The 22,487-nt window shown below is 62.4% G+C and carries 12 protein-coding genes and 1 tRNA gene; 6 read left to right on the forward strand and 7 right to left on the reverse strand.

The genetic code is table 11. The features are described from left to right. Window positions 1-487 precede the first annotated feature (487 nt). From Q7514_RS28700 to Q7514_RS28710, 3 genes are all read left to right on the forward strand, one after another. Window positions 488-1,432 (forward strand): TauD/TfdA dioxygenase family protein, encoded by a 945-nt coding sequence (locus Q7514_RS28700; RefSeq protein ID WP_330136663.1) that lies wholly within the window; start codon window positions 488-490, stop codon window positions 1,430-1,432. Beyond that, window positions 1,432-3,741 carry an arylsulfatase gene (locus Q7514_RS28705; RefSeq protein ID WP_330136664.1) on the forward strand — a complete coding sequence of 770 codons (2,310 nt, stop codon included), beginning with the start codon at window positions 1,432-1,434 and terminating at the stop codon, window positions 3,739-3,741. The genes Q7514_RS28700 and Q7514_RS28705 overlap by 1 nt, the downstream gene beginning before the upstream one ends. Window positions 3,742-3,857: 116 nt before the next feature. Next, a tRNA-Cys gene (locus Q7514_RS28710) sits at window positions 3,858-3,929 on the forward strand. Between the two features lie 9 nt (window positions 3,930-3,938). Here Q7514_RS28710 and Q7514_RS28715 read toward each other — a convergent pair. Next, entirely contained in the window at window positions 3,939-6,416 is a 2,478-nt protein-coding gene (locus Q7514_RS28715) for a LuxR C-terminal-related transcriptional regulator (protein WP_330136665.1), read from the reverse strand. A gap of 484 nt (window positions 6,417-6,900) precedes the next feature. Here Q7514_RS28715 and Q7514_RS28720 point away from each other — a divergent pair, with 484 nt between their 5' ends. Beyond that, window positions 6,901-11,574, forward strand: a complete 4,674-nt coding sequence (locus tag Q7514_RS28720; protein ID WP_408016208.1) for an AAA domain-containing protein — start codon at window positions 6,901-6,903, stop codon at window positions 11,572-11,574. 825 nt (window positions 11,575-12,399) lie between these two features. Next, the gene (locus Q7514_RS28725; RefSeq protein WP_330136667.1) at window positions 12,400-13,137 is read left to right on the forward strand and encodes an HNH endonuclease; all 738 of its coding nucleotides are present in this window, start codon (window positions 12,400-12,402) and stop codon (window positions 13,135-13,137) included. A 99-nt stretch (window positions 13,138-13,236) separates the two neighbouring features. On the opposite strand, the gene Q7514_RS28730 is transcribed toward Q7514_RS28725, so the two are convergent. Next, entirely contained in the window at window positions 13,237-15,099 is a 1,863-nt protein-coding gene (locus Q7514_RS28730) for an Hsp70 family protein (RefSeq protein WP_330136668.1), read from the reverse strand. Window positions 15,100-16,132: 1,033 nt separating this feature from the next. Between Q7514_RS28730 and Q7514_RS28735 the strand changes: the two genes are divergently transcribed. Continuing rightward, window positions 16,133-16,306, forward strand: a complete 174-nt coding sequence (locus Q7514_RS28735) for a hypothetical protein (RefSeq protein WP_330136669.1) — start codon at window positions 16,133-16,135, stop codon at window positions 16,304-16,306. Window positions 16,307-16,511: 205 nt separating this feature from the next. On the opposite strand, the gene Q7514_RS28740 is transcribed toward Q7514_RS28735, so the two are convergent. The 5 genes from Q7514_RS28740 to Q7514_RS28760 all read right to left on the reverse strand — a co-directional run bounded on the left by Q7514_RS28740 (window position 16,512) and on the right by Q7514_RS28760 (window position 22,066). Further along, window positions 16,512-17,282: a hypothetical protein gene (locus tag Q7514_RS28740; RefSeq protein ID WP_330136670.1), complete on the reverse strand. Its 771-nt coding sequence runs from the start codon at window positions 17,280-17,282 to the stop codon at window positions 16,512-16,514. Between the two features lie 951 nt (window positions 17,283-18,233). Next, the gene (locus tag Q7514_RS28745) at window positions 18,234-19,541 is read right to left on the reverse strand and encodes a hypothetical protein (protein ID WP_330136671.1); all 1,308 of its coding nucleotides are present in this window, start codon (window positions 19,539-19,541) and stop codon (window positions 18,234-18,236) included. Beyond that, complete coding sequence (locus Q7514_RS28750) at window positions 19,541-19,900, reverse strand: abortive infection family protein (RefSeq protein ID WP_330136672.1); 360 nt, start codon at window positions 19,898-19,900, stop codon at window positions 19,541-19,543. Before Q7514_RS28750 ends, Q7514_RS28745 begins: the two co-directional genes overlap by 1 nt. 244 nt (window positions 19,901-20,144) lie before the next feature. After that, window positions 20,145-20,939 carry a hypothetical protein gene (locus Q7514_RS28755; protein WP_330136673.1) on the reverse strand — a complete coding sequence of 265 codons (795 nt, stop codon included), beginning with the start codon at window positions 20,937-20,939 and terminating at the stop codon, window positions 20,145-20,147. Continuing rightward, window positions 20,936-22,066, reverse strand: coding sequence for a DUF262 domain-containing protein (locus Q7514_RS28760; RefSeq protein WP_330136674.1), 1,131 nt, complete (start codon window positions 22,064-22,066; stop codon window positions 20,936-20,938). The genes Q7514_RS28755 and Q7514_RS28760 overlap by 4 nt, the downstream gene beginning before the upstream one ends. Window positions 22,067-22,487 lie beyond the last annotated feature (421 nt).

Below are 22,487 nucleotides of genomic sequence, written 5' to 3' on the forward strand. Positions count from 1 at the left end.
GAACGCAGGCATGGGTGTCCGATACCGAAAGGTGAGGAGTGAAATGGACTGTTGCCCGATTCCGGAGGCAGCACACGACCGAGCAACACGGGAGAGGGAGTAGTCGGAGGTCTCCGCATCGGGCTGCGACGCGGACAGCCGGTGCAGCTAGCTACAGATGGCGCGGAGGGAACAACACAGTTCCCGTGCCAGAGGCAGGCGTGCGCCCAGTGCGGTGGTCACGTAGGTGACCCGCATGGGGAATGGCCTGTCCGAAGTCATGGGCGCCAAGCTAGCACCCGATCGAAACACATGACAACAGGGCATGTTTCTCGGTGGGGGGGGGAGAAAGGGCTTGCTATTCCTACTTTTCTGATTGAGAATAAAGACAATTGTTCGAGTTGATTCGGGAAATTCGAATCAGCATGATCCAAAATGTGTGCACGCACCGCGTATTCCGGTTGCATAGTGGGGCCGCCCAGTGCATCTCGTCCACGAAAGGCCCATCATGTCCGTCGATTTCGCGACCCCGCGCAGCGAGACCTCCGCCCCGACCGTCGTCAAGCTCGGTTCTCACATCGGCGCCCGGATCGATGGAGTCAGGCTCGGCGGCGACCTCGACGCGGCTGCGGTCGCCGTGATCGAGCGGGCACTGCTGGATCACAAGGTGGTCTTCTTCCGCGGGCAAAAGCATCTCGACGAGGACTCCCAGTTCGACTTCGCCGAGCTGCTCGGTATCCCGACCACTCCGCATCCCACCGTCAAGGGATACGGAGCGAAAACCCTCCCGATCGACGCCGAGTACGTGCGCGCCGACAGCTGGCACACCGACGTCACCTTCGTCGACCGCATTCCGAAGGCGGCGATTCTTCGCGCCGAGGCCCTGCCGTCCTACGGTGGCACGACGACCTGGGCCTCCACGGTCGCGGCCTATGCTGCGCTGCCCGAACCGTTGAAAGACCTGGTCTCGAACCTGTGGGCCGTCCACAGCAACGTCTACGACTACGCCGCTCACGCCGCCCAACGCGTCGACGGGCAGTTCGCCGAATACCGCGAAGCCTTCGAATCCAGCTACTTCGAAACCATCCACCCTGTCGTTCGTGTCCACCCGGAAACCGGTGAGCGCGCACTGCTCCTCGGCCAATTCGTCAAGAGCTTCGTCGGGTTCGGCACCGTCGAATCGCAGAAACTGTACGAGCTGCTACAGACGCGCATCACCAAGCTGGAGAACACCGTCCGCTGGAATTGGGAACTCGGCGACGTCGCGATCTGGGACAACCGGGCCACCCAGCACTACGCGATCTCCGACTACGACGACCAGCCCCGTCGCCTCACCCGCATCACCCTCGCCGGTGACGTGCCGGTGGCCATCAGCGGTGAGCAGAGCAAGATCGTGTCCGGCGATGCCTCGGACTACTCGCCCATCGACAACCCGGTGCGGGTCGACGCCTGATGACCATTCCACCGCACGCACGCGGCTACGAGGACTTCGGCGGCCGCATCGGCCGCACCATCGACGACTCGACTCCCGAATGGCCACTCACGCCCACCGCCGCACCGGGGTCCCCCAACATCGTGGTCGTCCTGATCGACGACATGGGATACAGCGACATCGGGCCGTTCGGCTCCGAGATCGACACCCCCAACCTCGATCGGCTCGCCGCCTCGGGTGTGCGGTTGACGAACTACCACACGACGCCACTGTGCTCGCCGTCGCGCGCCGCGCTGCTGACCGGCGTCAACCCACACCGGGCGGGATACGGCTTCGTGGCCAATGCCGACCCCGGCTTCCCCGGGCTGCGGTTGGAGTTGTCCGACGACACCCAGACCCTGCCGGAAATCCTCCGGGCCGGTGGATACGCGACTTTCGCCCTCGGCAAGTGGCACCTGGTGCGCGACGCGAACCTCCGCCCCGGCGCGAGCCGCGACTCGTGGCCCACGCAACGCGGATTCGATCGCTACTACGGGTCGCTCGAAGGGTTCAATTCGTTCTTCCACCCGAACCAGCTGACCTCGGACAACTCTGCGGTTGATATCGAGGAGTATCCGGACGACTACTACCTCACCGACGACCTCACCGACAAGGCCGTCTCCTACATCAAGGATCTGCGCGCCCACGACGCCGACAAGCCGTTCTTCCTCTATTTCGCGCATGTCGCCATGCACGGCCCGCTGCAGGCCAAGGAATCCGATATCGCCAAATACCGCGGCAAGTACGAGCAGGGGTGGGACGCGGTGCGGGCGGATCGCTTTGCCGGCCAGCTCGCGCAGGGGCTGTTCCCCGAGGGAACCCAGCAGGTTCCGCGCAATGTCGAGCCCGGATTCGATGTGCCTGAATGGGATTCACTGTCTCCCGATCAGCAGCGCCGCTTTGCCGACTACATGGAGGTGTACGCGGCGATGGTCGACTCGGTCGACCAGTCCGTCGGCCGCATCCTCGACACCCTCGAGTCGCTCAGCGAACTCGACAACACCATCGTCGTGTTCACCTCCGACAACGGCGGCACCGCGGAAGGCGGACCGGACGGTACCCGCAGCTACCTCGCGGAGTTCGCCCGCATTCCGGATCCCGACTGGGTCGGAGACGTGCCGCACGACGAGTCGCTGATCGGGTCGGCGCAGCTGGGCGTGCACTATCCGCGCGGGTGGGGGCAGGCGTCGAACACACCCTTCCGGTTCTACAAGGGACAGTCGTTCGCCGGGGGAGTGCGGGTGCCGTTCGTCCTGTCGTGGCCCGACGGCCTGAGCAAAGAGAGCGGCGACAACGGGGTCCGCGACCAGTTCGCGTACGTCACCGACCTGGCTCCGACCCTGCTCTCCCTCGCCGGAGTGGAGCCGCCCACCCACCGGAAGGGGCTTCCGGTCAAGACCTTCGACGGTGTCGACGCGTCGCCGCTACTCCGGGATCGGGCGGCGGAGAGCGCTCACACCGAGCAGTACACCGAGATGGTCGGCAACCGCGGCTTCTATCGAAACGGCTGGAAACTGCTGGCGCTGCATCCGGGAGCCGACGTCGACGCCCCGCAGTGGCAGTTGTTCGACGTGCGCACCGACCCGACCGAAATCCACAATGTCGCCGAGAAGTATCCGGAGAAGGTCGCCGAGCTCGCCGCAGGTTGGGACGAGTCGGCGTGGGCGAACACCGTCTTCCCGCTGATCACCCCAACCGGTTTGGCCACCCGGCGACCGGCCGAGCAGGCGCTGGGACGCCCCGTCCGTATCCTGGCCGGGACGCCGCCGCTCGAGCGCTATCGGTCGTCGAAGTTGATTGCCTATCGGGACTTCGATATTCGAGTCGACCTAGCCGGCTGGTCGACGGGCGACGAGGGTGTCCTGGTTGCTCACGGAGACCCGCAGGGTGGATATCTGCTGTATATCGAGGACGGCCACCTCGTGTTCGGGGTCAACAGCTTCGGTCGGTACGACTCGGTCGATGTCGGTCCGGTCCCCGCAGGTGCCCGGTCGATCGAGGTGTCGGCCATCGTCGCGCCGCACCTGCGATGGAATTTCACCATCTCGGTCGACGGGACGGTGGTAGGCGAATTGCTCGACCAGGTGCAATTGGTCGGCATGGCGCCGTGGACCGGCATCTCGGTCGGTGTGGACGCTCGTGGCCCGGTGTCGTGGGATCTGCGTCGCCGTCGCGGTCCGTTCCGGTACACCGGCGACCTGACGTCGGTGACCTACACACCCGGACCGGTCGGTGTTCCCGCAGCTGCCGTCCGCGAGATCGAGCGCGAAGCCGAGTACGCCGCCGACTGAGCGGTGTTCCTGAGCAGCTGAGAGGCTGCCTGCCGTGCCGGGCCCACCGCGGGAGTTAACTGCACGCCGATTCTAATGCGTGAATTCGCCGGCCCGGCATGAGAGTGTCTATGTATGCGGGTGTGGCCGAGGTGGCAAGGCAGCGGTCTGCAAAACCGTCTACGCGGGTTCGACTCCCGCCATCCGCTCTGAGAGGGCTACTTCAGGAGGCCCAGTTCTCGCGCTCGCACGAGCGCCTCGCTGATGCTGTGCACCGCGAGTTTGCTGTAGATGCTGCGCAGTTGCGTCTTGATGGTGTTGTACGAGACGAACAGGGTGTCTGCCAGGTCTTTACGTTCCACGCCACGATTGAGCTGAACGAGTACTGCGAGTTCGCGTGGGGTGAGTGCGATCTCGACCACCATGTCAGGAAAAACGGAGTCAGGTACGCCCTCGGGCGCGGCGATGCCGCTGGTTGCGACCAGTTCGTCTCGCGCCCGCGTCGGCACGGTGGTGAAGACCCTGCGGTTGCCGAAGGTCTCGGCCAGAGTGACGGCGCGTGCCCACGCGCGCGTCGCGTTGTCGCGGTCGGTGTACAGCGTCGCCGCGGCCTCGATCAGCAACGCCTCGAGGTGTGCCCGCGGCCATCCGCAGCTGGGCCACGTGATCCGGCTGAGCACTGCGCGTGCTTCGTCGGGATGGCCGGTGAGCAGTTCCATGCGGGCCGTTGCCACCACGATCAGCGGGTGGCCGGTGGTATCGGACTCGGCCAGCGTCCGAGCGCGGTTGCCGTTGCCCAAGGCCAGGTGCAGATCGATTTCGGTGGCGGTCAGGAGCACATCGGATAATGCTCCGAGCTGGTGCAGGCCGCGATGACCGTCGATGATGCGATGGAGCCACGACACCCCCGTGTACGCATCGCCGGTGGACAATGCGTGTTGGGTATGGGCATACGCCACGAGCCCCCACAACTCTTCACCTGCAGGCGGGACACCGAGCAGATCCAAGGTGGTCTTCGCCTGATCGTTGTCGAGCCGGTCGAGAGCGACCAAGGTGCGCGCCACACGACCTCCGACGCGGATCATGTCGTCCCAGTACCCGACGCTGGTGTCGACCAGGGATTCGGCGGTGATCCATTCGTCCGCCCGCATCGGATCTCCGAGTAGCGCCCAATTCGCTGCGATGCTCCCGGCCGCGTTGAGGACCACAAAATCGAAGCCGGCCTTGAGCGCATCACGGTAGGAGAGTTCGAATTCCGAGGTGGCGATCTGAAGATCGCCCGCCAGTTGCATACCGATGGCCCATTGCAGACGGATAGTCGGCAGTTGGGCGGAGACGTTGTGCGGTTGGTGGGCCTGCATGGCGTCCACGAGCGGTATCAACGTCGTTGCGCGGTCTCCTGCCTCACGCAGACTCCCCGCCATTCGCAAGGCGATGGCCTGAACGAGGCCGACGTGCAGTATCTCGGCCGCATCCGGACCCGCTCCGATCGTGTCCAGCTCGTCCGGGTCGGTCGGAAGGTCGACGTGCAGCATGGGGTGCTCGGCCAACGTGTTCAGGAACAGCGCCCGGCCTGCCGCGATTCCGGGGCGGCGGTCTGCGATCTCGTCGGGTATCACTCGCAGCAGATGCACCAGCATCTCGAAATCCTGCGCTACGAGGTCACTCCAGTGCTCGTCGATGAGATGGACGGCGGTGTCCCATTCGTTCGCATCGACGGCATAGGCGGCGGCGTCGGCGTAGTTGCCCGCCTCGAGGTTCTTCTCCGCCAGGAGGATGAGAGCACGATCGATGTCGTCGGGTCGTTCGCGTCGCGCGAGGTCGAGGACCCTGTCGCGCACGGCGGGCGGCCACGCCCAGCTCCGGTGCATGCCGTGGAATCGACCGAACATCAGACCTACGGAATCGAGGAGCTCGAGGAGCTCTTCGCATGACGCAATCCCGGTCGTCTCGGAAGCCTCGACCACTGTGCAGTGGCGCAGCACCGCCACCTCGAGCGCGCCCTCTCGTGCAGCGTCGTCGAGGCTGGAGAGTCGCTGCTGGACATAGTCGTCGACCACTCGATCCACCGCCGGAACAAGACGCCTGTCGGTGTCGACGGGCGCCACTGGGGCGATCCGCAGCATCGACACTGCCGTTGCTACCAACGGAGGGACCCCACCCATCGCATTGCGCAGGTCGGCGCATTTTTCCTCGCCCAGCGACAGATCTCTGGCTCGGCACAATTCCACGGTGTCGGAGACGGAGAAGCACAACTGGTCCGCCCCGATCCAACGGCAGTCGATATCGCGGACCGCTGCCGCGTGCGATGGCCTGATCGTGCCGTGCAGCGTCACCACCGCGTTCGCGGACGGGCATCGTTCGAGCACGACCCGCACGGCCTCGAGCACGACCGCCGCCCACGCCGACGGCACCCCTGCCACCACCAGCACTCGTGCACCGAGGTCGGGGAGGTTCCGGATCTGCTTGCCGCAGCGCTCGGCCGCGCCCGCCGCGGAGGGCTCTGCCGCTGCGGTGGCGTCGACCCAGGTCACGTCGCGATCCGTCGCACCTCCGCGGTGCAGCCAGCTCGCGACGAGCGTGCGCGTACCGAATCCGTGCGGTGCCTGCAGCACGGTCAGAGCGGGCTGCTGGTCGAGGAGGGCGAACAGGCGTGTGCGGGGTATGGCGTCGAGCACCGAACGGGACAGGGGCACACCAGATCGAACACCGTCAGCAAAGGCCACCAGGGCACAGTCCTTCCTTGTTGCTCGAGGCGCCCCGTCGCCATAGAACGATCACAATATGTCTGATAAGTAACGAACGAGTGGCTCGAATGGCCAGAGCTATGACCAACACCACCTTCGTGCAGACACATCGTTGCTGCGCCACCACGAACACCCTGTCCCGGGGAGTGAGACAGGGTGTTCGGCTCGGACAACCGCTATGTCCGAGTCACGTCCTACCGGCAAGAGGGGAGGAGATGCGGTGAGGCCGTGGATGTCGGGGGCAAGGGCCGACAGCGGTATTGCCCGACGTGCTTCACAATAATTTTTGATCTTCGTGAGCGCGAGACGGCGAGGGGTGATTGTCAGGGTGAACTGACAGTGGTCCCGGCCGAGGACATGTCGGTGGCGGTTCCTAAGGTAGACCTGTCTGTTTCCGTCTACGGGTGGAAGGGCGTCCGCCGGCTGAAAGGGAGTGGATGTGGAGTCGAGGGAGAACGATCCCGAATTGAGGGATCGCGTGCGGCGTCTGCTCAGTTTCCTGTCCGAGCTGGTCAAAACCCGCAGCACGCCCGTCCGCGTCCTCGACAAACACCGTGCCGTGATGTCTCTCGCCGAGGGAAATCTCGATCTCGGCCTCAGTGCCGATGCCGCAGCCGGCGACGTCGTCCTTCGCGCACGGCGGGTTCAGCTCGAAGACCCACCGCAGCCTCCCGTTCTGTTCGCGAAATATGTGCAGGGGACGATCGGCGACTCCGCCGTCGAGCCCACACTCGACCCGCAGGCCCCCGAGGGCATCGACGGCTTCGAGACCTGGCTCGGTGAATGGCGGGTGTGGGCGGCAGCCGACCGCGAGCGACGCCCCGCAGCGCACCTCTACACGTTCCTGCAGCGCGCCATGCTCGACCTGGAGGCCCAACCGGAATCGCTCGAGTTCGTCCTCGCGTCGGGGCTGCTGCAGCTCTCCGAGGATGTGGCGGGCGAGAAGGTGCGCACGTACCTGATCACACAGTCCACTCTCATCGAGCGCCACGGAGAGTCCGGCGATCTGCTGGTCCGGTTGAATCCCGACGCCGTTCCGTCGCTCGAAGATCTCCAACTCCTCACCGGGCTGGAGGTGTTCGACCCGTCGAGTACCCGCGCCCTGCACGAATCTCTCGTCACCCAGGTTGCCTCGCCCGTCGATCCCGCCGCGCGGGTGTTCCTCAAGGAGTGGGCCGATCGCGCCCTCACCGTGCGCGTCGACGTGGTCGATCACAAGGACGAAGCATCGTCACCGCACACATTCCTGACGCCGTCGCCGGCCTTGGTGCTCCGTAAACGCGGCGCCTACGCACTCGTCGAGTACTACAACCGCATGGTCGAGGCGGTCGCCGACGAGTCGAACCCGATACCGCTCGGCCTGGCGCAGCTCGTCGAAGCGATCGAACCGGCCGACCGTGTCGCGTGGCTCGACCGCACCGGTATGCCGTCGGCCCTGTTCGCCGAGGATCCGCTGTTCCCGCTGCCCGCGAACGGGGAGCAGCGCGACATCATCGACCGGCTCACCGGCGACAGCGGCGTTGTGGTGGAAGGTCCGCCGGGTACCGGCAAGACCCACACCATCGCCAATCTCGTGGCAGCCCTGCTTGCGCGGGGCCAGCGCGTGCTGGTCACGAGTGAGAAGGCGCAGGCGCTGCGCGTCCTCCGCGCCAAACTGCCGCCCGAATTACAGGAACTGTGCGTGTCGGTCACCGACGCGTCACGCGGCGGATCTGAGGAACTCAACCGCAGTGTCAGCGAGATAGCCACCCGCAAAGCACAATTCAACCACCGACGCGCAGCACAACGCATCGACGACATCGCAGCACAACGTAGCGACGCACTGAATCGTCGAGCACTGCTGACCGAACAGGCCCGGCAAGCCCGCGCGGAGGAGACGATCGTCCACTCCGAGATCGTCGCCGGTTATGAGGGGACGGTCGCGTCGATCGTCCGGCAGGTCCGCGCACAAGAATCCCGATACGAGTGGCTGCCGGTGCCGCTCCTCACCGCCACACCACCGCTGACCGCAAAAGAACTCCTCACCCTCCACTCCCTTCACCAGAAGACGAGTGTCGACCGCGCCCGACGCCGACACCAGACCTTCCCCGAACTGTCCCTGCCTGCCCAAAGGGACGTGCAATACGCGTGTAATGCGATCGCGCAAGCACCGCCCGAGGTGACGGGCAGTGAGGCTCAAGCATTGCTGGGAATACTCGAGGGTGCGCCACTCGAGACACTCGCCCGCATCCGCGACCTCTGCGAACAACTGCAGGGCGCCCTGCACGACGCGGAAAGACTCGACCCGCGATTCCAACGCGTGGCCGACGACGTTCTCTCGGGGAGAGCGCACCACCTGTGGGGAAAGACCGCTGAGTTCGCCGGCCTCGTGCAGGCCGCACAGGACGCCGACCGCGTCGTCGGCGCCAGCTCAGTCGAGACGCCGGTGACAGGGCGGACGGCGTTCGAGGCGTACGACGCATTGGCCCGCAAGCTGGACGCGGGCGAGACCTGGCGCAGTGGCTTCTCCCGATTCCGGAGGAGCGACGAGCAATCGGCGGTCGAGGCGCTCGGCGAGCCCGCGACCGTCGACGGTGTCGCGGCCACCACCGCCCACACAGTGCGCATCGTGGCCGAACACCTCCGTGCCCTCGACACGGTCCGGGTAGTGGGGATCGTCCTCCGCGATCTCGGCATCGACATCGCACTCGACGATTCGCGCAGCCGTGCAGTCGGCACCCTGGCTTCTATCAATAGGGACTGCGGCATCGTCGACGGTCTCATCACACGGGTGCGGGACGTCGAAGCGGCCCTACGGGAGGTCAACCCGGGTGCGCCCCGGATCGCGAACGTCGAGCAGGCGAGGGCAGTCGCGAAGTCGACGCGGGCCATCGCCGCGACCGGCACTGCAGACGCAAGCAAGACCTGGCTCGAATCCATCGGCATGTACATACGAGGCGAGATCGCCGGAGGAGCCTCGCCCGAAGGACGCGCGCTGGCACGGGCCTTCCACGACGCAGACTTCGACGGCATCAATGCAGCCTTGGACGCGTGGGATCGTGCGGTCGGCGAACAGCGTGACGAGCTGGAACTCGTATCCCTGCATGCACGGTTGACGGAGGCTGCACCAGCGCTCGCGCTGGCCATCGCAGACTATCCGGGGAGCCCGGACTGGCCGGCCCGTCTCGCCCAGATCGAGAACGCGTGGGCGTGGCGTCGCGCGGATGAGTGGGTGCGGCGCTACCACGAGGGCCGTGAACACACACAGCTCGACCACGACCTCGACGCCGTGGAAACCGACGTCGCGCGGCTCACCGCACAGCTTGCTGCAGAGAAGGCATGGAGCGCGTGCCTCGCCCGCGCGACCGCCGAGCAGGTCCAAGCCCTCCACTCCTACCGCGACCATGTCGCGAGTATCGGCAAGGGCACCGGCAGATACGCGGAGCGTTATCGTGCTGCGGCCCGTGAGGCCATGCACGTCGCGCAAGGTGCGGTGCCGGCGTGGGTGATGCCGCTGCAGCAGGTGTTGGCTTCGATTCCGCCCGAACAGAATTCGTTCGACGTCGTCATCGTCGACGAAGCGAGCCAGGCCGACATCAGCAGTCTGTTCCTGCTGTGGCTGGCTCCGCGGGTGATCGTGGTGGGCGACGACAACCAGTGCGCACCGAGTGCGGTGTCGTTGGGTGCGCTCGACGGGGTATTCAGCCGCCTCGACTCGTACCTACCCGACATCCCGAAGTATCTGCGCGACAGCTTCACTCCGCGTTCGAGTATGTTCTCGCTGCTGCGGTCGAGGTTCGGCAGTGTCGTTCGGTTGCGGGAGCACTTCCGGTCGATGCCGGAGATCATCGAATGGTCGAACAACCAGTTCTATGCTGATGCACCGCTGTTTCCCGTGCGGCAGTATGGGGCCGACAGGTTGCCGCCGCTGCGCACCACCTTCGTCGAGGGCGGTGCCGTCACGGGCCAGAACTCGACGCTGACGAACCATGCCGAGGCCCATGCGCTCGCCGCGACTCTCGTCCAGTGTCTCGACGACGAGCGCTACGACGGGAAGACCTTCGGTGTGGTAGTGCTGCAGGGGCAGTCGCAGGTCGACGCCATCCAGAACGAACTCCTCGACAGGTTGACCCCGGAGCAGTGGGAAGAGCGCAGACTCCGTGTGGGTACCCCTCCGGATTTCCAGGGCGACGAACGGAACGTGGTGTTCCTGTCGATGGTCGTGGCACCCGAGCAGAACATTGCGGCGATGACGAGGACCGAATACCAGCGCCGGTTCAACGTCGCAGCGTCACGAGCGCAGGACCAGCTGTGGTTGTTCCATTCGCGGACTGTCGACACGTTACGGCCGACCGACCTACGTCATTCTCTGCTCACATATATGCAGCCGACCTCCGTGATGCCCGCGGCACCCATGCCCGAGGGGGTGACGCGTTTCGAGCGGCATGAGGCGTTCGGAAGTCCCTTCGAGCAGCGTGTGTTCCTCGATATCGTTGCTCGCGGGTATCACGTGAACCCGCGGGTGGAGGTGAACGGTTACTTCATCGACCTGGTGGTGACGGGCGCGGCAGGCAAACTGGCCGTTGCGTGCGACGGCGATCAATGGCACACCAGGCCCGAGCAGCAGCGTGCAGATCTCGAACGGGAACGTGAACTGACGCGGAGCGGGTGGAAGTTCTGGCGGGTTCGCGAATCGGAGTATTACTTCGATCCGGTCGCGGCGATGGCGGGGCTGTGGGGTGAGCTGGACCTGCGGGGTATCGCGCCCAGTGTTGCTGTGCCTGGTGGTGTTTCAGGCAATCTCGTCGGATCTGCGATCGCGGAGCGCATTTCGGTGTTCCAGTTGCCGGTCGTTGAGAAGGCCGGGTCCGCTGAGGCGTCGGTGTCCTCGCCTCTCGCGGATGCGATCGTGGATGCACTTGGAAACGAGTCGTATCCGGTGGTTGAGATCGCCGGCCGGCTGGGCGTGGACTGGACGGTCGTGCTCCCTGCGCTCGAAAGACTCGTTGCTGCAGGACTCGTCGCCGCGGTCGCTGCGGCGGGGGAGCGGACGGAGTATCGGGTCGCGGGTGCTGTTGAGCCGTCCAGCGATGCTGTTTCGATAACAGAGCCGCTGGAGACCTTGTAGTGGAGAGGCGCCGCTTCAACTCCTGATGCAGGTACGGTGCAAACGAACATGCAGGAGTCAGTGTGTGTTTCGTAGGGTTGTAGCCTACGAAACGCACACTGAAAGGCGGGGTGGGCTGCGGCCTCGGGGTCGCGTCGACGATCTACGGGCTGGAACGGGCGGTCTTGATGGGAATCAGCGCTGCGCGAGTTTTCGGAGCGATCCCACCTGCATTGGCTACCGCCGTCGTTGCCGTTCCCCATGCGCACAGGTCCATCGAATTGAGTGACCACGACGCCCCGCTCCGGTTGACGCAGCGTGACCCCGACGCGCTCGACGCGGAACAGGCGGGGACATCACTCGGCCCTGCCCAGGAATCAGCACACCGCAATGTTGCAACGTGGTGCTGCGGTCTAGCAGCGGTCGAACCCACGTCGAGCCTATGGTCCGCGCGCAATCGCAGGATCGCCGGTTCATCAGCAAAGGGGATTCAGGGCGCGGCACGGTTCGAATTGCGACCGCATGCGAGGATGACTGCACAGTATTGGTCTCGGAGGCGGGAGTTATGGGTTCGTGAGTCGAAGGGGAACACGAAGTATTGGCGATTTTCTGGATCCTTCCGCCGCTGCACTTCGTGACGAATGGCGGTCGGTCCTTGCGCGCCAGATCCCACCGGTGGGGAAGAATCAGGTCGATTTCATTCCGAGTGAAGTCGTCCTCTCGCTGTGTGCATCGTTGCTTGTCGACCACAGTCGGTTCGGCAGTAGTAGCGCACACCGCGCCGGCGTTCCCGTTCCGCAACTTGCCGCGCTTTATAAGCGACCATCGACGAGCATCATCGCGAAGATGGCCAACCTCGACGGGACGCGCAGCAACGGGGGCAGACATGAGCTGGAAGTATCTGCGCGGATGACATCGGATAGCGTTCTGCTGCAGGATGTTTACATCCGGATCGTCAGGGCTGCGCGCGCTGAGGGGATCGATCGCGACCGACTCCCGGACTTCCTTCAACTCGAAGACGGTGACAAGCTCTGGCTCGCGGGTCAGGAAGAGCTCCTCACAAGCGAGGTCGAGCGCGAACTCGAAGGAATGGTCGAGAAGTGGGCGCGTGAGCGGCAGGATATCCCTTCCGATATCACCCAGAGGCTGCTGACGTCGACCGTTCGCATCGGGCAGCATCGTTTCGCCAAGGCAGTGCTGAAGAACCACGGCGACCGATGCGTGTTCTGCGGGATGGGGAACATCATCGCGGGTCGGCGCCGCCCGCGCATGCTGACCGCCAGCCATATCAAGCCGTGGCGAGACAGCACCAACAAGGAACGGCTCGACCATTTGAACGGGTTGACGGCGTGTCCAACTCACGACGTTGCCTTCGATACCGGGCTCATCTCAGTAGCAGGGGACCTCTCGATCACCTACACCCCGGACCTAGAAGATGTTCTGCAGGAAGATGAACCGCTTCGTCGGGCATTCGGGAAGCCTCCGCTCGCTGACCGATTAATGCTCCCGCAGAACGCAGACCTACCTGACGCTGCATATCTCGAGTGGCATCGCGATAGTGTCTTCGCCGCTGTGTCGCGCTAGAGTGTAGATCTTTTCGGCCTGGTCAGAGGCAGTGTCGTCCCGTGCTCCGGTCACTGCACGACGGAGGCGTGGCCGCATCCAACGCAGGGGCACAGTCGGTCATTCCTCGGTGCGGATACTGAACTCGAGCCCTGGAGCGGAAATCAGGTCGGGGTGTGAGATCGGCGCCCAAATCAATGTGTCATAGGTGCCCGGAACCCCAAGGACCGTCGCGAAGGTGTACTTCGAGTTCGGCATGAGAGTGCTGGATTCGTAGTCGCCGCAGTTCCCGCTTCTACTCCCGTTGAGGTTCGAGTCGATGGATCCATTTCCGTCGACGGCCGACCAGGTAATTGACGACGTCAGCGCGCCGTTGATGGTGATCGGGTTGGGCCCGGTCACGACCGTGGAGTGCACGACGATTGTCTCGTCGTCCTCGGAACCTCCCATGGTGTGGCAGCGGTCCGGGTTGCTCTCGATGGCGGTGAGGGTGACTTCGAGGTCGCACCCCTCGCTGGTACAGCCGGAGGTCATAGGCTCTCCGAGCGTGCCGACGATGTTCCCCCGCGGAGTTGGTTCCCCTGGTACCGCGGTTGCGCGCGGCGCGATCGGAGCCGCAGTGGCCGGTGAAGTGGAGGTGCCCGCCGTGGATCCCGCAGTCACTGTCGCCGGCACCGCGGTGTATTGAGCGGAGGTGGCCTCCCCGGATATCGCATCCGGCCGCAATAGCGCCGCTCCGATCGCGAGAAGGCCAACGGCGAGGACGCCGGATGCAGCGATCGGCAACCACTTACGGCCATGTGCGGCCGGTGAGGGATCGGTGGGCACTTGTGTGCGGAGTCCGGCAACTGTCGGGACGTGTTGGGCCTCGTCGTGTCGGGACGCGGTCGATGCGGGGCCAGTGATTGCTTCGAGCGGCGCATGCAGGGCGCCTTGCGCTACCACAGTCTTCGGGTCGTCGAGCGTGGCGACGGTGCCGAGTTCGGATAGACGCCGATGGACTAGAGGAATTCGGGACGACCCACCTGTCAGGTAGAGCGCAACAAGTGACGAGACATTGGTTCCGGAATCGGTCAACGCCTTGCGGGTCAGGATCAAGGCTCGCTGGACCTGCTCGCTGATGATTTGGTCGAACTCTTCCCGAGTTAGGGTCAGCGTCAAGCTGACACCGTCGCCGGCGACACGGATGGTGGCCGTGGGATGCTCCGAGAGCAGCTCCTTCGCTCGTCGGATTTGGTCCTCAAGGGCGTGGACGTCCTGGGGCGACGCTGATCGCTGGAGCCACTTGCGCAACTGGGGGTCACGGTCATCCAGCTGTTGATCGATCCATCGCCGGACCAGCCCGTCGAAATTCTTTCCACCGAGAGAGTTGTCGCCCCGGGCCGCGATGACCTCGTAGCTTGCTCTGTCGGTTACGTCGAGCACCGCCACGTCCAATGTGCCGGCCCCGAAGTCGAACACCGCAATGCGTGCACCCGTGGGAAGGGGAGTTGTTCGGGTGTAGTAGTGCACGGCGGCTCGTGGTTCGGAGATTGTCCCGACCACAGACGGATCGATGCCCGCTAGAGCGGCGGCCTCGGTGAGGATCGCGACCTGTTGAATCGACCAGGCCTCCGGGTGGGTCAGCACGACGCGTGCTGGGCGGACGTTATCGTGTAGCGACAATGCGCGCTCGTACACCGCACGCAGGGGCGCTGCAATGAGTTCCGCAGGGAGAATCTCGTATCCGTTCACCGGCACCACTCCGAACCCGAGCATGCGCTTGGGAGTGGACAGGAATGCGTGTGGGTGGTCGTCGGCTCTGTGTAGGGCGGCGTCGCCGGCGTAGATCGAATTCGGGGATTCGACGAACACCGCGGACGTCATCAAGTTGCTCTGGTGACTCAGTGGCAGGGTCTGCACACCGTTACCCGATGGGCTGGTGTGCGCTGCCGCGGTATTGGACGTGCCGAAATCGATGCTCAGCGCCCATTCCTGTGCCATGGCATGCCTTCCCTGCTTCACGGATATCGAGAACCAAAATGTCTGGTTTTCCTGATATCGTTGCACGCTCGTGGCCGGTGGGAGTGTCGGTACAGTCGGAGGCGCTCGCGGACGATGCGTGTCGTGTCCACTACAGCACCAACTCGCCGGCGGCGGCCTCGTCCATAACGCGTGCTGCATCGACGATGAGGGCAGGGCAGACCTGGGCGCCCGGCTTGGAGTCTTCCAGACGTCCGGCCGACAAACCGTCAGTTCGTTTCGCGGCGACAACTTCGGCGCGTCAGAAACGATGGGTGCACCGGATTGCTCTTTCTCCCCTCAGTGCGCCTCGTGCCAGCGCAGGACCGCAGCGACGGAGTGCCGTCGTCGTGACATCATTGGCAACAGCCCGCCGCTAGCGCAGATCCGTTGCTCGCACATCCGTGCATCTGCGCGGCAGTCGATGCGAATCCGGTCGCCGGGGTGGTCGAGGTGCGGGAGCATCCCGAACCTGGTCGTCGGGAATACCTGCAGGCCGGACGTTTCGTCGATCCTCCTGAGAGGAACGATGTGGCGGGCACGGCCGAACTCGTTTGAGTCCCGGTGGGCGGGGTGGTCGATGCAATGGCCGGATCCGTCAGCCGCCGCCGCGGAGTCAGATGGCGTAGGTGATCTATGGCTTGGGTATCACCGTGGGCCGGCTGGTCCGGCGAGCCGTCGCCGTGGCCACTTCTCGGGCGCGGGCCGCTCAAGGTTGAAGATGCGCCCCTTCTACCGAACAGAGCTAGCAGCACCGCTTCACGCGGCAAAGCTGCACGATCGGGTGGTCCGGATCCGACGAACCGATCCGGATCGGGTCGGCCCGGTTTCGTACCCCGACTCCACATCCGCACTCGCCGTGGAACAGATTCAGAGTGTCCCGTAAGTTGTGTCCGTACTGTCGTTCTGGCATACAGTTTTGGAATGTACTTCTGAGACGCTCTGAACTGCACGTTTCCCCAGGAAACTTGGTGGGATCGGACCGTTTCGATACCAAGGAAATGAGAAGCAGTTCATGGAATCGCAGGATTTCCAATCGGCGGTCACTGAGGCGGTTGTCGACAACCAGGAGGCTCACAACACCATGGCCGACTACTTCTTCAGCGACGGCCCTGCCATCAGCGCCGTCATCATGGCGCTCGCGGACGCTTTCTACGAGGCAGCGATCGATCAGCGGACGGACGTGTGAGCTACCCGCATCGCCGCGGTCGGCTGAAGCTTGTCGATGACGAAGCACCGGATCGTACGGATACTTCACCTTCACAGTTCTCGCTGTCCAAACTTGAATGGCGATCACGGACAGCTTCTGTGACGGCACAAAGCCTACGGGCACGTCCGGGCGATATCCTTGCCCCTCAAGGGGACGATGCGCACGCGAAGTGACGCGATAAGGATCATTCGTTTCCCATAGCAGAATGCACTCGGAACCCCAGATCGAGTTCCGCGAGCTCCTGCGCAGAAACGTTCGCGAGAGCAGCTACAGCACTGTCTCGAAGTCCATCGTGGAATCTGTACACGTAACCACCTCGCGCTTGCCGGCTGTGTTCTGCTTCCCGCGTCCAGTTTCGGATGGTGTCAGCGAACCTGTGAACCTCGACAGAACTGTCCTTCTGACCAACGATCAGCAGCGCGAAGCTCGCTTTGTCGCATCGGTCGCATACTTCCCGGCAGGAACGTGCCGCAATGTTCACCTCATCTGGTCGATCCGGGTAGACCACTGGTGCCGGATTAGGGATTGGATGGGCGGAGGCGGTGATGGTGTCGTCGAGGCTATACGCCTTCGCGGACAGTTCGATGACAACGGCGAGCGCTTCGGTCTTGGCTGTGTGAATGATCTCGCGCCTGTGCTTCTGTTCTTCGAGTTTCTCGCGTGCCTCGAGTTCCTTGGCCAAGTTCTTCATGCTCGTCCGTTGAGAGACCAAGACTCCCCTGTAGGCAACGATTGCCGCAGCGACGGCGAGAAGGCCAGTTGAGGCGGTTGCGATCGGTTGCGCAGCGGTGTCCCAGAACGCTTTAGTGCCTGCTCCTGACAGCCTGATCAGTCCGATGACGAATCCGAGGGCGAAGAGCGCTGCCAGTACGGCAACGCTCATAAGGCAGAGGCGGCGCCGTTCTCGGCAAGCGTACTGCCACCCGTTCATCACCGTCGCACCTATCTCCGTCATCTAGCTCCCTATCTCACGGCATTCACCAGAGCTGACGAAGTGAGCGCGGGCACCTGTGCAGATCCCTGCTCTCCCTCCAGTTCTTGCTCACGATTGTGTCAACTAAGAAATAGCCCTGGAGTTCGTTGAGGTTCGTGCCGCTGGCATTCGCCCTTTACCAGGGCTTTCACGGGTCCGATCGGGGCTAATTTCGCGATTGACCATCTCTCACCTTTCCTGAAGGTTACCGTTTTTCCTGTTGATCCTGCTGCGTGAGTGAAGGTGAGGAGGCCCTGACCTCGATGTCACCAGGATGCCTACACCCACGCCGCCGCTCTGGAACGGCTGCGCGTCGACCCGACCCGCCAACTTGAGGAAGCTCTCACCGTCGGCTCGGACCCGCTGCACCTGGCAACTGCGTTCGGTCTCGATGCCAAACCGCGATCCGTTACGCCGACAACGCCAGAGTCCTCCTGGTAACCACAGCCGAAGAGCGCATCCCCGCATGTTCCCGCGAACCCAAGGATCGAAACAACCCACAGAACGCGAAGGACCCGGGGTTCATCGTGACCAACCTTCAGCTCGCACGAACTCTGGGGAATCTGGGGGTACCGGTAGTAATGGCGGAACAAAGGGTGAATATACAGGTCACGCAGGCAGGCGTGCATCCCCGTCGGCGGTGGCCGTGAAGGCCTGACCTGGTAATCCGTCGATTCTGTCGCCGTTACTACCGGCACCCCTGCGGGTGCTGTTTGCCGGTGAGACCGGGCCGACGAGCCACGCTACCGACGACGAAACCCGGCTCGGGCACGGGTCGCTGATGGTTGATCAACCACCCGAGGGATAGTAAGACCCAGTTACCTCACGCCATCACACACAACACTGTCTGGAAATTAATCAAGCCGGCACGCAAGTCCGGCGAGAACTACAACACAACTCACTCGGCTTCCAGTCACATCCGGTGTGGCGCCTTTACGGCGTGTTCCGCCTCCGCATCTGGACTTGAGCGTTCACTTTGTCGCGCCACTCCGAATACTCGCGCAGCCAGTCCAGAACGGCGTTCGGCGGTTGAGCTTTGATCCATTCTCTTACGCGTCTCGTGAAACAGTTTCGGTCCTCAAACCCCTGCTTCCCCAAAAAGAGCCATGCGGTCTTCGGGTAGTCCTTGAAATTCTTACTCAGGCGGTCGCTAATGGACTTAGCCAAGGCATCAACGGATTCATTGGCGCGTCGTGCTTCTGCGCCCGTTGGTCTGTACCCACCATGCACGACTCGATTCCGCATGCCGGCGACATTGTCGAACCAGCTCGCCAAAATTCCAGTGTTCAGCGCCCAGTTCCCCCCCAACCGAGGCGCGTACTCGTTCTTCAGACGAGGCGTGAGATCGGCGGAGAAGGTCACCGCGGCATCAGCGTCACTTACACCTCCTTCCCAGAGCACCATCCCCAGCAGGCCGTCGAGAATAACCTCACAGGCAATCGCAAGCTGGACAATCGCACCGCCGAAGTCGCCTTTGACCGAAAGCTCATGACGTGCGTCAACCCGGCGCTCAACGAACGACATGACAGGATCACCCATTCGAAGACGGGAAAGTTGGACAGCGACTAGTTCGAAGTCCACGTTCCCTATGTGCTCAGTGAGAGCCCCAAACCTCACGTTGTCTGACGCCAAGTGCATGATCCCGTTTGGTCTTACCCCGTCGCCGTCTAAAGCACGCCTGAACGTCAAAACCAAGGGGAAGAGTTGCGAATAGGTCAACTCCTCGGTTGGCGTCTTGGCCGCAACTCGATACGCGCGATGAAATTCGAACAACACGTCGAGACATCGCGTTAGAGGGTCGGGTTTGGTCGCAGTGGCTATCAGGTCCTCCGTAGACGCTACGAATGTCACCGCTTCAACTACCGTCCTATGCCGGTCAAGGTCAGCCGTGTAGGCCGCGTCCGAGGATTCCAGCGCCGCGTTCCGATCCTCTGATGGGTGGACGCGATCAAACGCTTTGGAAAGATGTCTGAAATCAGTTCCAAACGGTGACTCTGATTCGTCATCCACCTGCCAGAAGCGCAAGGACACGAAGTTATGGCCGACGCCGTCGGAGGGAATCGGCGCACGGGAACTGGCAGTGGGGGCAAAGTGGACATCATCAAGAAGGGGCTCGAGCTCGTCTGTCTCGAAGGTCCACGTAGCTTCGTCTGGGATGGGTATGCCGTCCGGAAGGATCATCACAAAGCCCTGTAGGTAGGGCGGCTGAAGTTCTTCGTTATCAGGAGGGCTAGTTGTCATCAGTCATCCATATCACCAACCGATCGAGTGATCGGCACAGCAGTCTGAGACGGTCCATACTGTCGATGGTGGGTGAAGTCTCCACCTGCGATCGACACGTTTCCCTGCTTCACGGTGGCGAAGGACCGCTCGACGACATTGCGGCCTTCTTCTTCTTGACGTCGAAGGGGCAAGGGTGCCCGCCAGGGTGCTGCGGGATCGTTCAGAGTCTCAATCACGAACTCACACCAGGCCGCTGCGGCATTCACGGCCAATCGGGCGTGGCGGGGCGATAGATTGCCTCCTGTGGCTTCCGCAGTAGCATGCCCGGTACCGAAGGCATTTCGAATCTCGGCGAGCGTCAGGGCAACGGTGGACATCTTCGATTCCGCAACGTCGAACTCGAATTTCAGTAGGAGAACGGCCCTGTTGAGGCCTCAGTCCTTCAAGCCGGTCGGCGAACAAGTCAGACTCGGTTGCATAAGGGCCGAGGCCATTCGATCTGCTGGGCGGCTTACGTTCTCGTGAGCGCCGCAGCCATGCAAGGTAAACTTCGGGGCGTGTACGGAGAATTCCGCCTCGTGGCTCTGGTCGAGCAGTAGTCGAGAACGGGCCTCAGAGTACCTATTCGGCGAAGTACACCCACGTTGTTTTGTCCTGAACGGGAGCGCAGGTTTCAGATTGGCATCCACCGAGTCGACTTCCGATCGTCGTAATGCCTATCGTGCTACATCTAACGCATTTGAAGGTTCCTGGGATCGCATTAGTACCTTCGGATACCGGGTGAATAGGTCCTAAAAGCCGATCAAGATCGGGGACCTCATCACTTAATGCCACCGCCATACTTTCAAATGCGGAAATCAATACTTTCAGGTTAGAGGTCGGAGCTGCGATCTCTGCGGATTTGCTTATCAGCCATGATCCGGGACGCTTGTATGCTTGCTGTTTTTCGGCGACGTTCAGCCAATATGAAGCTTCTGCTTGCTCTCCTGAATGTGCAATTCTGTCACGCACTATCTTCGCATCGTTCAATCGTTCCGAGAACGTATTCCTCCACTTCAGCCGTAGGAAGGGGTGCCCATCTGGAAATAGAGTGGTGGCCCTAGGCTCGACAGTATTAGCGGGCAGCATCCAATCCATTTTTTTGGACGCAAGATACACAAGTGACCGATTTAAGCTGGAGTCGAGACCACGTAGCGGGGAGGGAAACAGGCTAGCCAGAGAAACGCCATCAATTAGTTCAAAGAAGAACTCGCGCACGAAGTGTTCAGCTGCAGTATACGCACTTAATAGGAGCCCTTCCGCTGCAGCCTCAGACATCGTACGGTCGTTGCCGCCCGCATTTCCAGAAGCAACGATCAAACTTTCTACCGTCAATGCGCTGGAAAGTGTCCGTCTGAGATCGGCGATAGCCGTCATCGATCCAGAACGCTTGTTAGGAAATCAAGCCGCCGTTGTCTGGAGCTTCGATCCGAAGCTCCCCCCGAAACTGCACGCGCAAGGGATGCGTCACTCCGTCGAGCCTCCTTGTACGCGTCCAGGGCGGCTTCGACCCATGTCGGGTCGATATCTGGGGCAGTCAGGTCCCTAGCATTAAACGAACTTCCTGTGGCGGTAACATCGCCTTCTCTGTTGATTACGCCCATCTGATGCAGCTGATAGGAGAATAATGAGTACAGCCAAGCCTTGGTGCGAAACGGCCGAATGGCGTCTCTCGACGGGGAGGAATCGTATATAAAGTCCAATGAATCAAAGATCGAATTGAATACCTGGACAATAAAAATCTCTTCGTCATTCGCCAACGCGCGATTCTCATATGCTTCGTCGACCTCACGCTTGCCTGTTTTCTGTACACCATCGAGTATCAGCAGGATCAGCTCGCTTGTCAGTTCTACATCGGCCATTTGTGATATGGCCTGATTATTTATTATTCCCCAGTTGTGCCATCGAGTCTGATTATCCCGAGTGATGCGGTAGCAAAGTTCGGAGAAATCGCTTCGATACTTCGCCCACCGAAGTTCCTGGGAGGAAAGCTTGGTTCCGGTTCGGTTTAGTCGGTCATAGACTTCAAGGATTGCAGGTTCGCTGGTCCTCGAGCTTAAAATTACTGCAGATATCCGAGTCTCGATAATTTGCACTTGCTGCTCACGCGACAGGTCGGTGAACTGATACCCAGGGTGCGTGTGGGGCATTCCCTGCGGACGGTAGGTGAAGTGATCAGAGTCCTCAATATCGTCACCCAGGAGGCTCCTATCGATGTAGCCTATAAGCGTCCGAAGCCTTTGCTGGCCATCCACGACACGACGGATCGGCGTTGCACCGATCTCGGGGTATTCGTCCTGGAGAATAATCAGTGGAATTGGGAAACCTTTGAGGAGACTGTCGATTAACAGGCTCTTGTCACTGGGCTTCCATACCGACCCCCGCTGGAACTTCGGCCGGAGTTGGAGGCTTCCATCCCGTTGCCAGCCAACGTAGTCGCTGACGCGGAACCAGCTATGATCCGAGGTTATTGCCGGCGCTGTAGCGTCGATGTCGCTGTCCACATTGGTCCTTTGCGTCGAGATGGCCGGAACTGAACGCTATGAACTTACTTCAGCTGCCCGGTTTGACTGAGTAGTGCGGTCGGCGGAGTGCCTGAGGCCGCCGCGGACATGCCGCGTTGGCGGCACTCTACGATCACGCGCCCACCGTCGGGGACGGTGACGTACGCCGTTCCTTCCTCGTCCACATCCATGGTGTAGCCAGCAACAACAGCACGCGTAGTGCCGTCCCTTCACGTCGAACGTTGTGCTTCCGGAAGTTGCACAGCTGACCCAAGCTCGCACGACTACGTTCTGACCTGAGTTGGCTCATTTCGTTAGTGCGTGAGTCACCGGACTGAAATTCGATTCAGAATCTCGCGGATCTCGGGTTCGACCTGCGGCGGGAACGTATGCCGGGTGCCGTTGATCGCGATCGTCGCCG

The organism is Rhodococcus artemisiae (assembly GCF_036327795.1).
GTDB lineage: Bacteria > Actinomycetota > Actinomycetes > Mycobacteriales > Mycobacteriaceae > Rhodococcus > Rhodococcus artemisiae.